19 protein-coding genes are annotated in these 19,233 nt (G+C 62.9%); 13 read left to right on the top strand and 6 right to left on the bottom strand.

The genetic code is table 11. The features are described from left to right. The first annotated feature begins 12 nt into the window (after positions 1 to 12). A complete protein-coding gene (locus L0U83_RS33765) occupies positions 13 to 1,881 on the top strand; it encodes a PAS domain S-box protein (protein ID WP_233888499.1) in 1,869 nt (622 codons plus the stop codon). Here L0U83_RS33765 and L0U83_RS33760 read toward each other — a convergent pair whose 3' ends face one another. From L0U83_RS33760 to L0U83_RS33750, 3 genes are read right to left on the bottom strand one after another with little or no spacing between them, the layout of a single operon-like run. Continuing rightward, positions 1,882 to 2,037 (bottom strand): hypothetical protein, encoded by a 156-nt coding sequence (locus tag L0U83_RS33760; RefSeq protein ID WP_233888498.1) that lies wholly within the window; start codon positions 2,035 to 2,037, stop codon positions 1,882 to 1,884. It lies immediately after the preceding gene. 8 nt (positions 2,038 to 2,045) lie between these two features. Beyond that, complete coding sequence (locus L0U83_RS33755; RefSeq protein WP_267939640.1) at positions 2,046 to 2,687, bottom strand: HD domain-containing protein; 642 nt, start codon at positions 2,685 to 2,687, stop codon at positions 2,046 to 2,048. Between the two features lie 23 nt (positions 2,688 to 2,710). After that, positions 2,711 to 3,763 carry a patatin-like phospholipase family protein gene (locus tag L0U83_RS33750; protein ID WP_373321183.1) on the bottom strand — a complete coding sequence of 351 codons (1,053 nt, stop codon included), beginning with the start codon at positions 3,761 to 3,763 and terminating at the stop codon, positions 2,711 to 2,713. A gap of 274 nt (positions 3,764 to 4,037) precedes the next feature. Between L0U83_RS33750 and frmR the strand changes: the two genes are divergently transcribed. The 11 genes from frmR to L0U83_RS33695 all read left to right on the top strand — a co-directional run bounded on the left by frmR (position 4,038) and on the right by L0U83_RS33695 (position 15,133). Then, entirely contained in the window at positions 4,038 to 4,310 is a 273-nt protein-coding gene (gene frmR / locus L0U83_RS33745) for a formaldehyde-responsive transcriptional repressor FrmR (protein ID WP_233888495.1), read from the top strand. Between the two features lie 57 nt (positions 4,311 to 4,367). After that, on the top strand, positions 4,368 to 5,477 hold the full coding sequence (locus tag L0U83_RS33740; protein WP_233888494.1) for an S-(hydroxymethyl)glutathione dehydrogenase/class III alcohol dehydrogenase: 1,110 nt from the start codon (positions 4,368 to 4,370) through the stop codon (positions 5,475 to 5,477). 22 nt (positions 5,478 to 5,499) lie between these two features. Next, positions 5,500 to 6,075, top strand: coding sequence for an S-(hydroxymethyl)glutathione synthase (gene gfa / locus L0U83_RS33735; RefSeq protein ID WP_233888493.1), 576 nt, complete (start codon positions 5,500 to 5,502; stop codon positions 6,073 to 6,075). Between the two features lie 6 nt (positions 6,076 to 6,081). Next, complete coding sequence (gene fghA / locus L0U83_RS33730; RefSeq protein WP_233888492.1) at positions 6,082 to 6,912, top strand: S-formylglutathione hydrolase; 831 nt, start codon at positions 6,082 to 6,084, stop codon at positions 6,910 to 6,912. Positions 6,913 to 7,129: 217 nt separating this feature from the next. Beyond that, the gene (locus L0U83_RS33725; RefSeq protein ID WP_233889141.1) at positions 7,130 to 7,597 is read left to right on the top strand and encodes a YaiI/YqxD family protein; all 468 of its coding nucleotides are present in this window, start codon (positions 7,130 to 7,132) and stop codon (positions 7,595 to 7,597) included. Between the two features lie 535 nt (positions 7,598 to 8,132). Further along, positions 8,133 to 9,449, top strand: a complete 1,317-nt coding sequence (locus L0U83_RS33720; protein WP_233888491.1) for a lysine N(6)-hydroxylase/L-ornithine N(5)-oxygenase family protein — start codon at positions 8,133 to 8,135, stop codon at positions 9,447 to 9,449. After that, entirely contained in the window at positions 9,446 to 10,669 is a 1,224-nt protein-coding gene (locus L0U83_RS33715; protein WP_233888490.1) for an MFS transporter, read from the top strand. The genes L0U83_RS33720 and L0U83_RS33715 overlap by 4 nt, the downstream gene beginning before the upstream one ends. Next, entirely contained in the window at positions 10,659 to 11,258 is a 600-nt protein-coding gene (locus tag L0U83_RS33710) for a GNAT family N-acetyltransferase (RefSeq protein WP_233888489.1), read from the top strand. The genes L0U83_RS33715 and L0U83_RS33710 overlap by 11 nt, the downstream gene beginning before the upstream one ends. Positions 11,259 to 11,279: 21 nt before the next feature. Then, positions 11,280 to 13,172: an IucA/IucC family protein gene (locus L0U83_RS33705; protein ID WP_373321163.1), complete on the top strand. Its 1,893-nt coding sequence runs from the start codon at positions 11,280 to 11,282 to the stop codon at positions 13,170 to 13,172. A 2-nt stretch (positions 13,173 to 13,174) separates the two neighbouring features. Then, positions 13,175 to 13,948: a siderophore ferric iron reductase gene (locus L0U83_RS33700; RefSeq protein ID WP_233888488.1), complete on the top strand. Its 774-nt coding sequence runs from the start codon at positions 13,175 to 13,177 to the stop codon at positions 13,946 to 13,948. A 9-nt stretch (positions 13,949 to 13,957) separates the two neighbouring features. Next, positions 13,958 to 15,133, top strand: a complete 1,176-nt coding sequence (locus tag L0U83_RS33695; protein ID WP_233888487.1) for an aromatic ring-hydroxylating oxygenase subunit alpha — start codon at positions 13,958 to 13,960, stop codon at positions 15,131 to 15,133. A gap of 15 nt (positions 15,134 to 15,148) precedes the next feature. Here L0U83_RS33695 and L0U83_RS33690 read toward each other — a convergent pair whose 3' ends face one another. Further along, positions 15,149 to 16,222: an alkene reductase gene (locus L0U83_RS33690; protein ID WP_233888486.1), complete on the bottom strand. Its 1,074-nt coding sequence runs from the start codon at positions 16,220 to 16,222 to the stop codon at positions 15,149 to 15,151. A gap of 104 nt (positions 16,223 to 16,326) precedes the next feature. On the opposite strand from L0U83_RS33690, the gene L0U83_RS33685 reads away from it, so the two are divergent. Then, positions 16,327 to 17,199, top strand: coding sequence for a LysR family transcriptional regulator (locus L0U83_RS33685; protein WP_233888485.1), 873 nt, complete (start codon positions 16,327 to 16,329; stop codon positions 17,197 to 17,199). A 76-nt stretch (positions 17,200 to 17,275) separates the two neighbouring features. Here L0U83_RS33685 and L0U83_RS33680 read toward each other — a convergent pair whose 3' ends face one another. Next, positions 17,276 to 18,607 carry a DUF3443 family protein gene (locus L0U83_RS33680; RefSeq protein ID WP_233888484.1) on the bottom strand — a complete coding sequence of 444 codons (1,332 nt, stop codon included), beginning with the start codon at positions 18,605 to 18,607 and terminating at the stop codon, positions 17,276 to 17,278. 21 nt (positions 18,608 to 18,628) lie between these two features. Next, positions 18,629 to 19,132 (bottom strand): DUF2844 domain-containing protein, encoded by a 504-nt coding sequence (locus tag L0U83_RS33675; protein WP_233888483.1) that lies wholly within the window; start codon positions 19,130 to 19,132, stop codon positions 18,629 to 18,631. Positions 19,133 to 19,233 lie beyond the last annotated feature (101 nt).

Here is a 19,233-nt window from a genome sequence, read left to right as displayed (position 1 = left end):
CTGCAAACCCCGTTGCGAGCCCCTTCGCAGACCGTTTCCCGAGTGCGCTTTCCACGCAGCCTGCATGCACGGCTCGTGCTCTCGCTGCTCGTGCTCTGTACGCTGGTGGCGGGAACGTCGGCTTTCTTCCTGCTGGAACATGCGCGCGAGCGCCGGATCGCGGAACTCGATGAACGCGCGAACCGCATTGCCGATCTGCTGAGTCAATCGCTTGCGCAGCCGCTATGGAATGTCGATCGCGAGGCGATTGCACGGCAACTGAACGTGCTCAAACCGAATCCGGAGGTGGTGAGCTTCACCGTTACCGCGACCAATTATGGCGTGCTCGCCGACGCGAGCAATGCGCCGATGCCTGACCCGCAGGCGCGCGTGGTGCGCGTGCGGCCGATAGCATTCACCCCACCCGGCAACGCACCGCCCGAAAAGATCGGCGAGGTCCGAGTGGTATTGACGAGGGCCGCTGCCGACCGCGGTTTCGAAGCCGCGCGCGCGGCGGTGCTGGGAACACTGGTGCTCGTGCTCGCTGTGGTGTATGTCACGACCTTTCTGCTTATCAAACACCTGGTGCGCGAACCCATACGACGCCTGGAGGAAATGGTCGACCGCATCGCATCCGGCGATCTGGACAGCCGGTGCGCGATCGAATCCAGTGTCGAACTCGGACGGCTGGCGGCACGCGTGAACGTAATGGCCGAACGATTGAGCGATTCGACCGCATCGCTCAGGGAGAGCGAGCGTAAATACCGCAGCATCATCGAGAATTCACTCGAAGGATTCTTCGTACTCGATCGCAATGGCAAGCTGCGCGACGCCAATCCCGCGATGGCTCAACTGCTCGGCTATCGTGACGTTCAGAGCATGATGGCTGCGCTCGGCGATAACGCGTGCGCCGTTCACGCGCCACCGCCATACTCGGGCGAGAATACGGCGCAACTGTTCGCCATGCTGCACCTGGCCGGCAAGATCGCAGGGCTGGAAATCGAGCTGACTCGCGCCGACGGCACCGCGGTGTGGTGCCAGCTCAACGCCCGCGGCATACGCTACGACGGCACGGGACCACAATGCCTCGAAGGGCAGTTGACCGACATCTCCGGCCGCAAGCAGGCGATGGAGATACTCACGCGCCATCGCGATCAGCTCGAGGAGGAAGTGCGCGAACGCACGCGTACCGAGCAGTTGCTTCGGCATTCACGCGAGCAGTTGCGGCAGCTTTCGTCCCATCAGGAATCGATCCGCGAGGAAGAGCGGCGCCAGATCGCCATGACCATCCACGACGAACTGGGCCAATTGCTCACCGCAATCAAGATCAACGTTTCTTTGCTCAAGCTCGCGCTGACTCACGGCGCCGAGTGGAAACAAAAGGTGGGCGACATCGGAAGTCTGGCCGAACGCACCATCGACATCGTGCGCAACGTCGCGAGTCACTTGCGGCCTGCCGCGCTGAACTTCGGACTCCTTTCCGCGCTCGAATGGCTCGTTCAGGACTTCACACGGCACAATGCAACGGTTTGCACGTTCCGGCTCGAAGGCCGTGAACCTACGTTGAGCGACGACCGTGCGACGGCTGTTTTTCGTATCGTGCAGGAGGCGCTCACCAACGTCAGCCGGCACGCGCAGGCCTCGCATGCCCAGGTCGTCCTGCGTCGCATCCACGATCATTTCGAACTCGAGGTCCATGACGATGGCAGCGGATTCGATGTCGCGAAAGCGATCCGTGGTAATTCGTATGGGCTACAGGGCATGCGGGAGCGCGCACGGATGATCGGCGCGCAGTTTCGTATCGAAAGCCGGGACGGGCCGGGTTCGATAGTTCGTATCGTGTTCAGCGAAACACCAGAAATCGTCAGCCGGGACCTGCCAGCCGACAACGAACTCAGGTAATTACTCCTCCTCTTGTGCATGGCGCATTTCGAGCGCGCGCAGCATCTCGTTGGTCTTGTCGAGAAACGCGGCGTGATACGCGCCGGGAAGCGTCACGTCGTCCATGACCGACATGACGTCTTCCAGCACTTGCCTGAGCAAACCATGGATTTGCATACCCGGGCTCATGGGGCAGCGCCCGGCATCGGCCGTGCGAGCCGCCACGCGAGATTGGCGCGTGCCGCCGCCTCGCAATGTGAATGAAAGTAATCGGTCAGGTAGATGCGCGGCCGCGCGAGGAGACCTTGCAGCAACTTTTGCTCGTGCATGGCATACGCACGGTCGTCGAGGTCCGGGCGCTCGGCTCTCAGGCGCACGCCGTTATCACGAAACTGGCGGCGCGGCGCGCCGAGTGAAGCGAGATCGATGTCGCATACGAAGCGCACATCCAGTTCATCGGGAACGCCGGTATGCCGGGTCGCGAGAATCGCTTCGCAAATGCGCTCGCATGTTGCAATACGATCGCCTGCGCAGCGCCGCAACCACTCCGCACTGCGCTGCTCATTATCCCTGGCGCCTGGAACATAGATCACATCGTGGCACCACAGCGCAAGCTCCACGAGATCGCCCTGCGCAATGACTTCGCGCGCCTGATCGAAATCGCGCAGGCAGCGGCGCACGTGGTGCAACGTGTGATAGTGCCGCCCCGGTTCGCCATAGCGACGCGCGAGATCGGCATAGACGGCCTCGGCGTTCGCTCCCCCGCTGCGCAACCATAACTCGACGAAGCGCCCCTGCGTGCGGTTCACCTCTGCTCCTTTGCGCATTGCGCGATTTTCAGTGAAATTTTTCAGAGAAATTCTTCGCGAATGTCGATGCTCGAACGCCGACCGATATCCGCATAATGCTGCGTGAGCCAGGCATCGGCTTCCTTGCGGCCGTTGTCGCGCAGTTTGCACAGAAAATCCCAATCCGCGTTGTACTTGCTCGACACGCTGAGCGCGCACATGGCGGCGTCGGAGCGGATCGAATGGATCAGCATTTCCTTCATCTCCTCCTGAGCGAGTTTGCCTTGCTGGATCAACTCCGTGACGAAGGCAATTGCGCGCATTTCGCGCATGAGCGACGAGTTGAAACTGATCTCGTTGATGCGGTTCAGAATGTCCGCCGCCGTGACCGGGACGCCTGGCCGCACGAGCGGATTGATGTGGACGATCACCACGTCGCGCGTCTTGCAGTGGTAGATCAGCGGATAAATGGCCGGGTTGCCCATATAGCCGCCGTCCCAGTAGTGCTCGCCCGCGATCGTGACGGCATGGAACAGAGTCGGCACGCATGCGGAGGCGAGCACGGCGTCCGCGCAAATATCCTCACCCGTGAAGAGGCGTATCTTGCCCGTCTCCACGTTGGTTGCGCACAGGTACAGCAGAATGGGGCACGCCTTGCGCAGCGCGGCAAAGTCAACCTGGCTTTCGAGCACCTGGCGCAGCGGGTTCACGTTGCCCGGATTGAACTGGTAAGGCGAGAACACGCGCAGCATGATGTCGGCAACCGCATAGAGCGGCGAATGATCGAGCCCAAAGCTGTGCGAGCCCTTGAGCCACGGAATCCAGCGCAGCGGGTTGTTGCGCTCGGCCGACTCGGCCACCGCCTCCCAGAAGTCGTGCAACGCCTGGCGTGCACCGCCCACGCCCCCCTTCAACAGCCCGTACGCAAGCACCGCGCCGTTCATTGCGCCGGCGCTGGTCGCGCTCACGCCTTCTATCGTCAGCCTTTCATCTTCGAGCAGGCGGTCGATCACGCCCCATGTGAACGCGCCGTGCATCCCGCCGCCCTGCAACGCCAGCGCGATCTGCCTGGGCGCCGCGGGGTCGTGGTCTTTTTTCTGGCTCCTTGTTCGCATCGTCGCCATGAGTCGCCTCCTCGGTCGGTACGCTCATCCACGTCCGTCACCGATCGTTCACGCATCGCTCATTGAGATTCTCGAATCCGCAGTTTGTGCAGCGCATACAACCTCGTCGCGGCCAGGGACCAGCATGGACCCATTATGCGCCGCATGCCCTGAGCAACAGCCCCGATATTCACCAGGCATTACGTTAGCAAAATCGATGCGGACGTATACTCCCCGGCAGTATTGCCCTATACTGCCCCACAGTATCCATAATATCGATGCTGTCATGCCTCATTCCCCCGAAGAAAAGAAGCGCGTGCTGACGCGCGTGCGCAAGGTTCGCGGCCAACTGGACGCGCTGGAGCGCGCGCTGGAGGAAGGCGCCGACTGCGCGCCGGTGCTCCAGCAACTGGCGGCGATTCGCGGCGCGATCAACGGCGTGATGGCCGGTGTGCTCGAAAGCCACTTGCGCGAAGAGTTCACCCACCTTGCGGGATCAGCGGAGTCCCCAGGAACGATCGATGATGTCGTGACCCTCGTTCGAACCTATCTACGCTAGCTCACCGCGGGATTTCCCGCCTCGATTTGGCCGAACCCCTTTTTTTACAGGACTACTATGAAATCGCGTGCTGCAGTAGCGTTTGCGCCGGGCAAGCCCCTCGAGATCGTCGAGATCGACGTCGAACCGCCCCGCAAGGGCGAGGTGCTGGTCAAGATCACGCACACCGGCGTTTGTCACACTGACGCCTTCACGCTCTCGGGCGACGACCCCGAAGGCCTCTTCCCCGTCGTGCTCGGCCACGAGGGCGCCGGAATCGTCGTGGAAGTGGGCGAAGGCGTGACCAGCGTGAAGCCCGGCGATCACGTGATCCCCCTCTATACCGCCGAATGCGGCGAGTGCCTCTTCTGCAAGAGCGGCAAGACCAATCTGTGCGTGTCCGTGCGCGCGACCCAGGGTAAGGGCGTGATGCCCGACGGCACGTCCCGCTTCAGCTACAACGGCCAGCCCCTCTACCATTACATGGGCTGCTCCACGTTCAGCGAGTACACCGTGGTGGCCGAAGTATCGCTCGCGAAGATCAATCCGCAAGCCAATCCCGAGCAGGTGTGCCTGCTGGGCTGCGGCGTGACCACGGGTCTTGGCGCGGTGAAGAACACCGCCAAGGTGCAGGAAGGCGATACCGTCGCCGTATTCGGTCTTGGTGGTATCGGCCTCGCCGTCATTCAGGGCGCGAAGCTCGCCAAGGCCGGCCGCATCATCGCCGTCGACACCAATCCGGGCAAATTCGATCTGGCGCGCGCCTTTGGCGCCACCGATTGCGTGAACCCCAAGGATCACGAAAAGCCCATTCAGCAGGTGATCGTCGACATGACGGGCTGGGGCGTGGATCACAGCTTCGAATGCATCGGCAACGTCAACGTCATGCGTGCGGCGCTCGAATGCGCGCACCGCGGCTGGGGCCAGTCGGTCGTCATCGGCGTGGCCGGCGCGGGTCAGGAAATCTCCACGCGCCCGTTCCAGCTCGTGACGGGCCGCCGCTGGCTGGGCACGGCATTCGGCGGCGTGAAGGGCCGCTCGCAATTGCCGGGCATGGTCGAAGACGCGATGGCGGGCAAGATCCAGCTCGCGCCGTTCGTCACCCACACGAAGCCGCTTTCGGGCATCAACGAAGCCTTCGACTTGATGCACGAAGGCAAATCGATCCGGACCGTCGTTCATTACTGACACGCAAGGAAGGAGAGAGACCATGGCCTCAGCCATTCACCCCACGGTTGATCGCGGCATTCAGAAAGGTGCCGAGAACTTCGCCGGCGGCACGCTGCGCTGCCAGTGCGCGCAAGACCCCGTCGAAGTGCGCATCGACTCGCAGGTCTTGTTCAACCATGCCTGCGGATGCACCCAGTGCTGGAAGCCCGCAGGGGCGCTGTTTTCTGTGGTGGGTGTCGTGCCGCGCGACAAGGTGACGGTCACGGCGCATGGGGAAAAGCTGAAGGTCGTGGACGACAAGGCCACGATCCTGCGCCATGCCTGCACCGCCTGCGGCACGCATCTGTATGGCCGCATCGAGAAGAAGGACCACGCGTTCTACGGCCTCGACTTCATTCACACGGAGCTTTCGAAGGACGCCGGCTGGGACGGCCCCGGCTTCGCGGCCTTCGTCTCCTCGATCATCGAGAGCGGCACGCCGCCTTCGGCCATGGCCGACGTGCGCCAAACGCTGCGCGACAAGGGCCTTGAGCCGTACGACTGCCTGAGTCCCGCGCTGATGGATCTTCTCTCCGCCCAGGCCGCCAAGGCCAAGGGCACTTACCGGGAGGCCTGACCGCTTATGCAGCGCATTGAGAAACACGTCAGCCACGGCGGCAGCCAGGAGGTCTGGAAGCACGCCTCTTCCACCGTTGGCGGCGAAATGAAGTTCGGCGTCTATCTGCCCGAGGCCGCGTTGCGTGGGCAGAAATGCCCCGTGTTGTACTGGCTTTCGGGCCTGACCTGCACCGAGCAGAACTTCATCACCAAGGCAGGCGTGCAACGCTACGCGGCGGAACACGGGATCATCGTCGTCGCGCCGGACACCAGTCCGCGCGGCGGCGATGTGCCCGATTCGCCCGACTACGATCTCGGCCAGGGTGCAGGCTTCTACGTGAACGCCACGCGCGAACCGTGGGCAAAGCACTTCCGCATGTACGACTACGTGGTCTCCGAATTGCCGGCCGTTGTCGAGGCCGGGTTTGCCGCGAGTGACGCGCGAGCGATCAGCGGGCATTCGATGGGCGGGCATGGCGCGCTGGTCGTTGCGCTGCGCAATCCGGGCCGTTATCGCAGCGTATCCGCGTTCTCGCCGATCGTGGCGCCGAGCCAGGTGCCGTGGGGAGAAAAGGCGCTCGCCGCCTACCTTGGCGATGACCGCGAAACGTGGAAGCAGTATGACGCCGTGGAACTGGTCGGCAATGCGAGCGAAAAGTTGCCGCTACTCGTGGAGCAAGGCGGCGGCGACGAATTCCTGAGCACGCAGTTACGGCCGGAACTGCTGCAGGCGGCCTGCGAACACGCAGGACACCCGCTGCATCTCAACGTTCGCGAAGGCTACGACCACAGTTATTACTTCATCGCCAGCTTTATCGGCGAACATATGGCATTTCACGCCAAAGCGTTGGCTTGAAGCGCGCCCGGCGGCCGCCTGCTTGCGGCGGCGGCCGGGAAGCGTAGCGCACGGAAACAGCAGCAATCGTCGAATCCCTGCGACGGCCCTTGTGTGACAGCTCGTATGTCTTGCCGCGAAACGGAGCAACGGGAAACGTCGGGCGACGCGCGGCGCATCGCCAGCAGTGCGATACGAGTGCGATATGATCGCGCTTTACTGTGCCGGGAATACCTACATGCAAGTGCTGGTCGACGCTGACGCCTGCCCCGCCGTCATCAAGGACATGCTGTTTCGCGCCGCGCGGCGAGCCGAAGTCCAGGTGACGCTGGTTGCTAACCAATATCTGCGCACACCGCCGTCGCCCTTCATCAAGTCGATTCAGGTGCCGGCGGGATTCGACGTGGCCGATGCCCGCATTGTCGAACTGGTCGAGCCGGGCGACCTCGTGATCACTGCCGACATTCCGCTTGCCGCCGCCGTGCTCGACAAAAGCGCGCAGGCGCTCGATCCGCGCGGCAACTGGTTCACGCGCGAAAATATTCAGGAACGGCTGACGATGCGCGACGTGATGGATCAACTGCGCAATGCAGGCATCGAAACGGGCGGTCCGGCACCGTTCAGCGCGCGTGACAGCAAAGCGTTTGCCGGCCAGCTCGACCGGTTCCTGGCGCGACATAGCCCGCCACCGCGCAAACCTGATTGATAGCGTAGCGCAAGCGGACGTTTGGGATCATCGCGTCACGATTGCCCAACGCCCTGCCCCCGCACACGCGAATCGCGCGCGATTAGAGCCGAAATGTTCCCCGCGCGCATCTAACCCCTGCCGTGCAGAGGGTTTTTGTCAGATGATTTGACGCCAAAAATGGGGCGCTGCGGCTGCGAACCCCACTATTTCCCTGCCGTAGCCGATTCCGCTCGCGCCCCGGTGCAGCCGGACTTTGCCGCCCATCGCACATGCCAGCCTTGATGCGTATTGGGCAGGCGCGATAGTTTGGCATCCTGATCGAGTGCGTTTTGCTCTTGCCATTGCGCGGCGACTTTTCTATGATCCTCAAACGCGAATCACTCTCATTCGCATCGAAACGTCACTCGCCCGCGCAAACGGTTGCGCGGTTGCGTCTCGTGAACCTTCTCGCCGTCTTCCTCCTTCGATGAGGTAACTCGACATGGTCCTTTCCGCATCAGGTGAAAGTTCAATCATTAGTATAACTAACGTCGATCCAGGCCCGCGCTCGCCCGTGCTCGACTTCGTGGCGATTGGCCTCGGGCCGTTCAACCTGAGCCTCGCGTGCCTGGCCGAACCGATCCGCGATCTGCGCGGCCTGTTCCTCGAACGCAACGAGGATTTCGACTGGCACCCGGGCATGCTGATCGACGACACCACGCTGCAAAATCCATTTCTCGCCGACCTCGTGAGTCTCGCGGACCCCAAAAGCAAGTTCAGCTTCCTCAATTACTGCAAGCAGGAAGGCAAGCTCTATGCGTATTACATTCGCGAGCGTTTTTATCTGAGCCGCGCCGAATATAACCGCTACTGCAAATGGGCCATCAGCCAGCTTTCGAGCATCGCGTTCGGCTCGAATGTGGAGCACGTTCAGTACGACGCGCAACAAGGCCATTACGTGGTGAGCGGGCGCCACGTGCGCACCGGCCAGCCGTTCACGCATCGCGCCTTGCGCCTCGTGATCGGCGTGGGCTCCGTGCCGCAGTTGCCGCCGTGCTGCGGCGAGTTGCGCGAGCGTTGCATCCATAGCGCGCATTACGTCGCGCGTAAGACCGAGCTGCAGCAAAAGCGCTCGATTGCCGTCATCGGCAGCGGCCAGAGCGCGGCCGAGATCTTCTACGACCTGCTCAAGGAGAGCGACGAGCACGCCTACAGGCTCACGTGGATCACGCGCTCGCCACGTTTCTTCCAGATGGAGAACACCAAGCTCACGCTGGAAATGATCTCGCCCGACTACATCGACTACTTCTACAACCTGCCGGACGGCGTGCGCGAAAACATCATCGCCAAGCAGGACAGTCTCTACAAAGGCGTCAACGCCTCGCTCATCAACCAGATTTACGACCTGCTCGACGACCGGCGCAGCCGCGGCAGCAATAGCGCGCGTCTCATCACCAATTCCGAGTTGAGCGCCTGTTATCACGACCATATCGACGACCGCTTTCACCTGCGCTTCGTGCAGCGCGACGAGGGCGTGCAATACACCCATGTCACCGATGGCGCGATCTTCGCGACCGGCTATGGGCAGAACGTGCCCGGCTTCATCGACGGCATTCGCGCTCGCATCCGCTGGGACGACAAGGGGCGTTACCGCCTTTCGCGCAACTATGCGATCGACGTGAGCGGGCGCGAGATCTTTGTGCAGAACGCGGGGCTCTACAGCCACGGCCTGACCAACCCCGACCTTGGCATGAGCTGCTATCGCAACTCCTGCATTCTGCGCGAGCTGACGGGCGTCGAACACTACAAGATCGAGCGGCGCATCGCGCTGCAGGACTTCTCGGTGCCCGACACCGAAGCGTTCGTGAAAACGCCGCTGGAGGCGCAATGAAGCTGCGCAGCACGATCATCCTGATGACGACCTTCGCCGTCGTCAGTGACGCGATTCTGATTCCGTTCTACCCGCAGTTCTTCGCGGCGCGCTATGGCGTGACGAGTCCCGTGCATGCAGGCGCTTACGTGGCGTTCATCTCGATCGTCGTGATGCTCACACTGCCGCTCTGGGCGCGCATCGCGAAGCGGCTCGACGCCATGCATCTGCTCATCTACACGCAGTGCGCCGCGGGCGTGCTTGCGGTGGCCAGCTATTTCGCGCAGACGGTAGCGCTCTTCTGGGTGCTCTCGCTCGTGATGTTCATGTGCAAAAGCAGCTATCTGCTGATGTACCCGTACATGATGCGGCTCGAAGCGAAGGAATCGCACGTGCATGCCATCGGCGTGCTTTCGGTGGTCGTGCACTTCGGCGCGATTGCGGGCGCGGTGGCGGGCGGCTTCGTCATGCAGGTCTGGGACGCGCATCACTGCATCTTCGCGATGGCCGCCGGCGACTTCGTGCAGATGGCGATCTGCCTTTCGCTGATCCGCACGCATGGCATTGCGCGACGCTGCCGGTTTGCTGACGGCGCCAAAGAAGCACGGGCCACGCCGGGTCTGCGTGCGCGCTTGCCGATCCTGCGCCTCGCCCTGCTCATGCTCGCCTTCGACTTCTGCGTCTATCTCATCCGGCCGTTCATGGCGTCGTACTGGCAAGCGGTCACCCACGCGCCCGGCGAGCTGGTTCCGGGGCTCGTGTTCGCCATTCCCGGCATGGTCGCGCTGGTCGCGCTGCGCCTCAACCAGCGCCTCACTGCGCAGGGCAAGCGAGTGCCCGACCATATGCTCGCAAACCTGCTGCTGTGCACGGCCGGCATGCTGCTGCAAGGCGTGGAGGCGCCGCTGTGGATCGTCATGGGCCGCGTGATGTTCGGGTGGGCGCTGTTCCAGATCGTCGTGAAACTGGACGTGACGATGTTCGCACTGAGCACACCCGCCTCCTATGCCGCCGATTACAGCGTCATCAACTTCTTCCAGAACCTCGGCGTGCTGCTCGCTTCGTTCGCGGCCGGCGCCATTGTCGACGAAGCCGGTTTGCGCGGGCCGTTCTTCGTGGCCTCCGCAGGCCTCGTTTTCACGGCGCTCGCGAGCGTCTGGCTGCTCGCCGGGCCACGCGCCCAAGTTGCCGCCCTTTCCAATCCGATTGCCGAATCAGGAGTCACCGCACGTGCGAACTGAAATCGCTGCCGACGAAATCGCGCTACGTCATGTCCCGGCTGGAGGTATCGCCAGGCCCAAGCCCTTTCATATCCGGGCGCTCGATGCGCAACGCGACGCACCCACGCTTCACCGCTGGTTCATCGAGGAACGCGCGGCATTCTGGAACATGCGCGACAAGAGCGTGGCGGACGTGGCCGCGTTTTATCAGGCTATCGAGGACTCGGGGCACGCTCGCGCCTGGCTCGGGTTGCAGGACGGCGTACCCGCCTTCCTGTTCGAAAGTTACGACCCGGCTCACGAAGAGATCGGCGAGCATTACGACGTGCGCGCGGGCGACCTCGGCATGCACCTGTTCGTCGGGCCCGCTGCCATGCGCAGATCCGGCTATACGCGGCACGTGTTCGAAACGCTCATGGCGTTCCTGTTCGAGCACCTCGGCGCCCAACGCGTCGTCGTCGAACCTGACGCGCGTAATACACGCATACACGCCCTGAACCGCGCGATGGGCTTCGTCTACACGAAGGACGTCGCGTTCCGCGAGAAAACCGCCTCGCTCGCGTTCTGCACACGGGCTGATTTTTACGCGGCCATTACGCAGGATCACTAAACTCCAAAAGGACATCGCATCATGAATCACGTCGCAACTCAGGCTTCCATGCAACATGTTCTCCTCACGCCCCATGAGGCCGCGGCCCACCTCACCCCCGAAGTCTGGCAGCGCGCGAACCGCATGCTGGTGCGCAAGGCCATTGCCGAGTACGCGCACGAGTTGATCGTCGAGCCACAACGCGTGGGCAACGCACCCGGCGAGCACCATGCCCGCTATGCGCTCGAATCCGATGACGGCACTCGCGTCTATACGTTCGACGCACGCCTGCTCGCGCTGCGCCACTGGAGCATTCGCGCCGAAACGATCGTGTGTTCGCAGGACGGCGCGCCCCGACCGCTCGACGCGCTCGCCTTCATAATCGACGTGAAAGCGCGGCTCGGCATCAAGGAGGAAATGCTGCCCATTTACCTCGATGAAATCAGCAGCACGCTGTATGGGGCGGCCTACAAAGCCGCCAAGGATGGCCCGAACTCGCCCGAACTCCTGAACGCCGACTTCCAGGTGATCGAAACCGCGATGAGCGAGGGCCATCCAGGCTTCGTCGCCAACAACGGCAGGCTCGGCTTCGACGCAGGCGACTATCGCGCGTTCGCTCCCGAGGCAGGCTCGCCCATTCAGGTCGTCTGGCTCGCCGTGCACAAGGAGAACGCCGCGTTCCACAGCGCCGCCGACCTCGACTACGAACGGCTCATGGAAGAAGAACTGGGCGTGGAGACCATCGCGCGCTTTCGCTCGATGGTCGAAGCGCGCGGCGTGGACTTCGCCGACTGTCGACTGATGCCGGCGCACCCGTGGCAGTGGTTCAACAAACTTTCGATCGCGTTTGCGAGCTATGTCGCGACAAATCGCATCATTTGCCTGGGCTATGGCGACGACCGTTATCTGGCTCAGCAGTCGATCCGCACGTTCTTCAATCTCTCGGATCGTTCGAAACGCTACGTGAAAACGTCACTCTCGATTCTCAACATGGGCTTCATGCGCGGACTCTCGCCGTACTACATGTCGGGGACGCCCGCCATCAACGACTACATCAAGGGGCTGGTCGCGAGCGATCCATATCTCCAGGACAAAGGATTCACTATCCTGCGTGAAGTGGCATCCATCGGCTTTCGCAATCGCTATTACGAGGCGGCCGTCCAGGCGGATAGCCCCTACAAGAAGATGTTTTCGGCGCTCTGGCGCGAGAATCCGCTCAACCTCGCGGGACAAGGCCAGCGGCTCATGACCATGGCCGCGCTGCTGCATACGGACCGCCACGGCGACGCGTTGCTGCCCGCGCTGATCGAGGCTTCAGGGCTGACGGTTCAGGCGTGGCTCGAGCGCTACATGGAGGCGTATCTCGCACCACTCGTTCATTGTTTCTACGCGCACGATCTCGTGTTCATGCCGCACGGCGAAAACCTCATCCTCGTGCTCGAAAACCATGTGCCAGTACGTGCGATCATGAAGGACATCGCCGAAGAATCAGCAATCCTTAACAAAGACGCGAAGCTTCCTGAAAACGTCAAGCGCCTCGCCGTGGACGTGCCAGAGCGCGTCAAGCTGCTCGCGATCTTCATCGACGTGTTCGACGGCTTTTTCCGCTACATGAATCAGATACTCGTCGAGCACGGATGCTGCACGGAAGACGTGTTCTGGAACACGGTGGCGCGCTGCGTCGCGCGCTATCAGCAAGAGCACCCGCAACTGGCAGGCAAATACGCCGAATACGACCTCTTCGCGCCCGAGTTCCTGCACTCGTGCCTGAACCGTCTGCAACTGGGCAACAACCTCCAGATGGTCAATCTCGCCGATCCTGCGGGCAATCTGAAGATGGCGGGCAATCTGCGCAATCCGCTCGCGGGCAGGCGCGGCGCACTGCAAGGCGCCGCGCAAGCCAATGGCATGAGCGCCGAAGCGGTTGCGGCGTAAGCATGGCGGCGAACCGCGCGCTCGACGACATGCTGCGTCTCGCCGCGCGGCTCGTGCCGGGGTTGCGTGGCGTGGTAGCAGCGCGCCCGGCACAGGCAATCGTGCATACGCGCCCGGCGCAGGGCCGCGGCGAGTCCAACCGCGTCGCCCTGGAAGCGATGCTTCGCTACTGGTCGCGCACCTACCCCGAGGCGGGCCGCCACTACTGGTCGTCGCGCTGCTGGGGCATTTTGATCTGGCAACCGCTCTATTTGAGCGTCATCGGGGTGCATGCTTCGAGCGTGTCGCTTTTACTGGAGGACATCGCGCAGCCCATTGCCGAGGGCTGGACCCGCGAGGTCCACATCCGCGATCACGAACCGGCGCAAGGCGACACGCACGCGCTGATCGCTCACGCCGCACGCGAAATCGTCTCGTGCTGCGAGCAGATGCACGACGAGCTGATGCCGGTGATCCGTCTGAACCCGGCATCGGCGCGCGGCACGCAGGCCGACGTGGTGCTCGCCGCGCTCCTTGCGGCACGCAAGGCGCGGCCCGAATGGGGCGATGCGCAGGTCGAGGGGCATGCGCGGCAGTGGCTGGCGGCGCTCGGTCTGCAAGGCCACTCAGGGTATTTCCGGTTCTCGCGCACGGACGGCGCGAGCGCGCTCGCGCTTGAGCGCCGCACTTGTTGCTACCACTACCGCCGCCGCGACGGCGAACTCTGCAGCACCTGCCCGCGGCTCGAAAAGCATGAACGCATCGTGCGCCTGAACGCGCAACTCGAAACAGGATGAAACCGACCGATGAACGATATTAGTGACCTCGCGCATCTCGCACTGCCGCCCGATACGCTGGAGGCGCACGCGCAGTTGCCCGCAAGCGCGTATTTCGACGAGGGGCTGTTCGAACGTGAGATGGCGCGTATCTTCGCGCATTCGGCGCTATACGTGGGCCATGAACAGTCGGTGCCCGAGCGCGGCGACTGGCGGCACCTGCCGCAGGACGAAGGCGGCCGCGTGCTGGTGCGCGGCTTGCACGGCGTACAGTTGCTTTCGAACGTGTGCCGCCATCGGCAGGCACTCATGCTGGGCGGCATGGCTGGCAACGCGGCGGGAAACAGCGGCGCACCCGCCCAGGGCAATCTTGCCGCGAGCGGCGGCAACATCGTGTGTCCCCTGCATCGCTGGACTTACGCCCCTGGCGGCGAGCTGATCGGCGCGCCCGAGTTCGAGCGCAAACCCTGCCGCAATCTCGAACGATTCGAACTACGAAATTGTCATGGGCTGCTCTATGAAGGTCCACGCGAGCCCGCGCGCGACATGGCGAGCGTGTTCGCGCGCCCCGAGTTCGACTTCTCCGGCTACGTGCTCGATCACATCGAAACGCATACCTGCCGGTACAACTGGAAGACCTTTATCGAAGTCTATCTGGAGGATTATCACGTCGCGCCATTTCACCCCGGACTCGGGCGCTTCGTGACGTGCGAGACGCTCGACTGGGAGTTCGCCGATACATACAGCATGCAGCGCGTGGGCGTGCACGCCGCGCTTGCTCAGCCGGGTTCGGAAATCTATCGCGCGTGGCACGACAAGCTGCTCGAGTATCGCGGCGGCGCGGCGCCCGAGTTCGGAGCCATCTGGCTCGCGTATTTCCCCACTCAGATGATCGAACTCTACCCGCACGTGCTCGTGGTCTCGACGCTCTATCCGAAGAGCCCGCAGGAAACACTCAACGTGGTGGAGTTTTACTACCCCGAAGAGATTGCGGCCTTCGAGCGAGAATTCATCGAGGCGCAGCGCGCCGCGTATCTGGAAACGATGATCGAGGACGACGAAATCGCCGAGCGCATGGACGCGGGACGTCTGCGTTTGAATCGGCGCGGCATCAGCGACGCCGGGCCATATCAGTCGCCGCTTGAGGACGGCATGCGGCATTTCCATGCGTGGTACCGGCGCGCCCTCGCGGGACCGATCGGGTGAGGCGTGCGCGCCCCGTCAGGCGCCAGCCGCTTCGCTCAAGCTGGGATAGTCCGTATAGCCTTGCGCAGCGCCCCCAAAGAAGCCGTTGCGATCCGCCGCGTTCATCGCCTCGTTGCGCTGCAGGCGGGTGACGAAATCCGGATTCGCCAGCACCATCTGACCGTAGGACTCCAGATCAGCGAGCCCCGTGGCCGCATCGGCGCCTATCTGTTCGCGCGGACGGCCAGCCCGGTTCACGATCAACGCGCCCTTCCACAGCTTGCGAATATCAGTCAGCAGCGCCTCGTTGCCCTGATGCGCAATGTGCAGGTAGGCCAGGCCCAGCTTGTCGAGTTCGGCGACCAGGTAGCGGTAAAGATCGGGACCTTGCGCGCCTTCGTCGATGCCCCACAGGGAGGTGCCCGGCGAGAGACGGATGGCCGTGCGGTCCGCGCCGATTTCCGCGGCAATGGCGGCCGCGACTTCAAGCGCAAAACGGGCCCGGTTTTCAAGCGAGCCGCCGTATTCGTCGGTGCGCGTATTGGCGCTCGGCGCGAAGAACTGCTGAACCAGATAGGCATTCGCACCGTGAATTTCGACGCCGTCGGCGCCGGCATCGACCGCGCGACGGGCCGCGGTGCGGAAATCCTGGACGGTCTGGCGGATTTCCTCGGTGGTCAGCGCGCGCGGTACGGGAATATCCTGCATGCCGCTGACCGTGAACATGCCCGTGCCCGGCGCGATGGCGGAAGGCGCGACGCCCACGCGATGATGCCGCGTATTGTCGGGATGGGACATGCGGCCGGCGTGCATCAGCTGAATGAAGAGATGGCCGCCTCGCGCATGGACGGCCGAGGTGACCTTCTTCCACCCGGCAACATGGGCGTCGCTATAAATGCCCGGCGTGGTGAGGTAGCCCTGCCCATCTTCCGAAGGCTGTGTGCCTTCGGTGACGATCAATCCAACGCTCGCGCGCTGGGCGTAATACTCGGCCGCCAACTCTCCGGGCGTGCCGTCGGCCTGCGCGCGCGAACGCGTCATGGGCGCCATGACCACACGGTTTGACAGCGTGTATTGCCCAACGCGCACGGAATCGAAAAGCTTGCTCATGATGATCACCTCGACTGGTTTGGATGGAAGCATCATCGCCTGCTTCACGGTTGGGATAAATATGGTAATTTGGATAACATTGATCCAATTGTGGAGCAGTCAAGGTGGAGCTACTGAACGACATGGCCTTATTCGTGGAGGTCGTCAAAGCCAAGGGGTTTCGCAGTGCCGCAGACGCGACAGGCATGCCGAACTCCACCATCTCGCGCCGCATCAGCGGCCTGGAAAAAGCAATCGGGCTGCGCCTGCTGCATCGCACGACGCGCAAGATCGAGTTGACCGAAGCGGGCCAGATCTACTTCGAACGCTGCAAGCGCATCGTCGATGAGGCCCGTCTCGCGCACGAACAGCTAGGCGACATGGTCGCGCAGCCCAGCGGCGTGCTGCGGGCCTCGTTTCCGGTCGATTTCGCCGTGACTTATCTCGCGCCCCTGATCGCCGAATTCGCCGGTCTGTACCCCGCCGTCTCCTTCGATTTCGAACTGAATCCGCGGCGCATCGATCTGGTGAGTGACCCGTTCGACGTGGCGATCCGCATGGGGGAGTCCGAGAACTCGCAACTCATTGCGCGTCCGCTGGCGTCGCTCACGCCTTATCTGTATGCCTCGCCGGGCTATCTCGAGCGCGCGGGAGAGCCCGCCAACCCGGCCGACCTGGAGCAGCACGAATGCCTGGGAATCCTCAAGGCGGACACGTGGACCTTGCACGACGCAAAGCGCACGAGCACGGTTGCGGTGGGTGGACGGTTCACGCTCAACAGCGTCGGCATGATCCGCCGCCTCGCAACCCTCGATTTGGGCATCGTGCTGTTGCCGCAGGAAATCGTCGCCGACGAGGTGGCCAGTGGCACGTTGCGGCGGATTTTGCCGCAGTGGCACGGCACGCCCACGACGGTCTACGCCATCACGGAAACGCGTCTGCTGCCGGCGAAAACGCAGCGCTTTATCGAGTTTCTTCGGGCGCGGCTGGCGCGTTAGTGCGCAGCCATGGACGTATGACCGCTGGGACATCCGCGAGCGGCGGTGCGGCCGCTCGCGGATACGGCACTACGGTTTAGAAGGCGACGTAGGCCGGCGACGCAACGCCTGAATTGCCGTCGGTGTTGGGATCGTAGCTGACGTACACCGTGCGGCCATAGAAGAACGGCATGCCGAAATCGAAGCTGATCCCGGACATGCGCGCGCCGATGTTCGCGTACGCGAAGCCACCGTCTTCGACCAGACTCACTGCGTTGCCGATACTAAGCCCGATCGATACGTTGGTGCCGTTGAACCCTGTGACGGAAGGTGTCCGCGAGGCAGTCGAAGTGGGGCAGTAAAAGCTGGTCGCGGCAATGCACGACGGCAGCGTGGTGTCGACGAAGAACAGCCCGTTCGAGCCGGTATCGAAGAATGCGCTCGTCACACTCGTACCGCTCAGCGATGCACTTTGCACGTTGCCATAGTGGTCGGTGGTGACCTTCTGAATGCCGGAAGCAGGCAACGTGTTGTTCGATGCCGTACCGATGCCGAATGTCAGGAACCCGGTCGCGCTCGTCGAGCCCGACGACGTCACGGCCGGCATGTTCAAGATCACGCCATTGTTGTCGGTCGTGAACATCCGCACCGGATTCGTCACTTGCTGCCCTACCGCTACCCCCAGGTCCGTGCAGCTCGTCAAACTCCCCGATCCCGTGCAGCCGTAATAGACGCCGTTCAGCGTGGTCGCGCAGCCGCTTCCGCAGTCGAATTTCGCGGTGCCGATACCGAGAATGCCGTGCGCGGCGATTGACGACGACGTGTCGTTGAGCGTGCCGACTGCACAGCTGTCGTTGGTACCGCCCGCTGCCGTCTGCGGCAGGTCACCCGTGACGTGGATGGGCACGCTCAAAGCCGTTTCACCGCCGATCGTCACATCCGCCGTGCGAACGGAGCCCCAGGCGTTGCCGTCGGCAAAACCGAAGCACTCGGCAACGGATTTGCCGTTCGCTGTCTCGACCGGCAACGCGGTCTGCATGTCGCTGTTCAGCGCATCCAGCGTGAGCCGCAATCCCGATGACCCCGTATCGACTTGAACGTTGTTGATTGTTTGGCAAATGCTCGTGCCGTGGGCGCAAACCGCGACGCTGACCGTCGGAATGTTCGGAACGTTCTTGTAGCCCGCTGCTACGGCCACAGCAACCTGGTTGCTCGCGAGTGTCGCGGGCAAGCTCGATACCGCGGCACCGGCAGTGAGTCCCGCGGTGACCGGGTTGTTGGAGGTACTGCCAGCGCTTCCGCCGCTACCGGTCGTGCTCGCCGAGGAACTGCCCGATCCGCCACCGCCGCACCCCGCGACGAGAACGACAGCCGCAGCCAAACCGGATGCAGCCAGCATCCGGGCCAGTTTTCCATTGATACTCAACATGGTTCGCCTTGTTCTCGTTCGTTATTGGATGTCGGTGGCGCTCACGCCAGTCGGCAACGATTGGGGCAGATAGGCCTGCCCGGAGAACGCTCCCATGTGGCCGCCGGAATGCACGACAAGACCGGGAAGCTCGACATTCAGCGGTCCACGGCCCGGATTGGCCGCGCGCTGCGCGACGCGGGCGCTGTCATATTGCGTGAAGTAAGTGCCGAGCAGAACGGGGAGATTCGGCATGATCGGCCCGCTCCAGGCGATGCCGAATACCGTTCCGGCTGCCGAGGCGTACTCACGCACGACGGTGCCGGTGCCGAAAGTCGTTTGCGTCACCGTGTACGAGGCAGCGCTCGTGGTACCGGCGACGGCCGTTGCAGCGTGGACGACGGCCGCATTGACCGAACTGGAGACAGCCGACGCCGGCGCAGGCGTGTGCATACCGCCGAGTTCAGCCGAGGCTGGTGCCGCCGCGCCCAGCGCAGCGCAACTCAACGTCGCATATAGCGCGACGTGCATGATCTGTTTCGACATCAGGAGAGGACCCTTTCTTGGTTCGTTTTATTGCGCACATCGGCGCAGGGTTGCCGTTGCCATCCTTGCGATAGTCAACGGCGAAAATCGAACCATCACTT

Source organism: Paraburkholderia flagellata (genome assembly GCF_021390645.1).
Taxonomy (GTDB): domain Bacteria; phylum Pseudomonadota; class Gammaproteobacteria; order Burkholderiales; family Burkholderiaceae; genus Paraburkholderia; species Paraburkholderia flagellata.
Note: the sequence above shows the minus strand (reverse complement) of the source record. Positions and strands in the feature narration are given on the sequence as shown.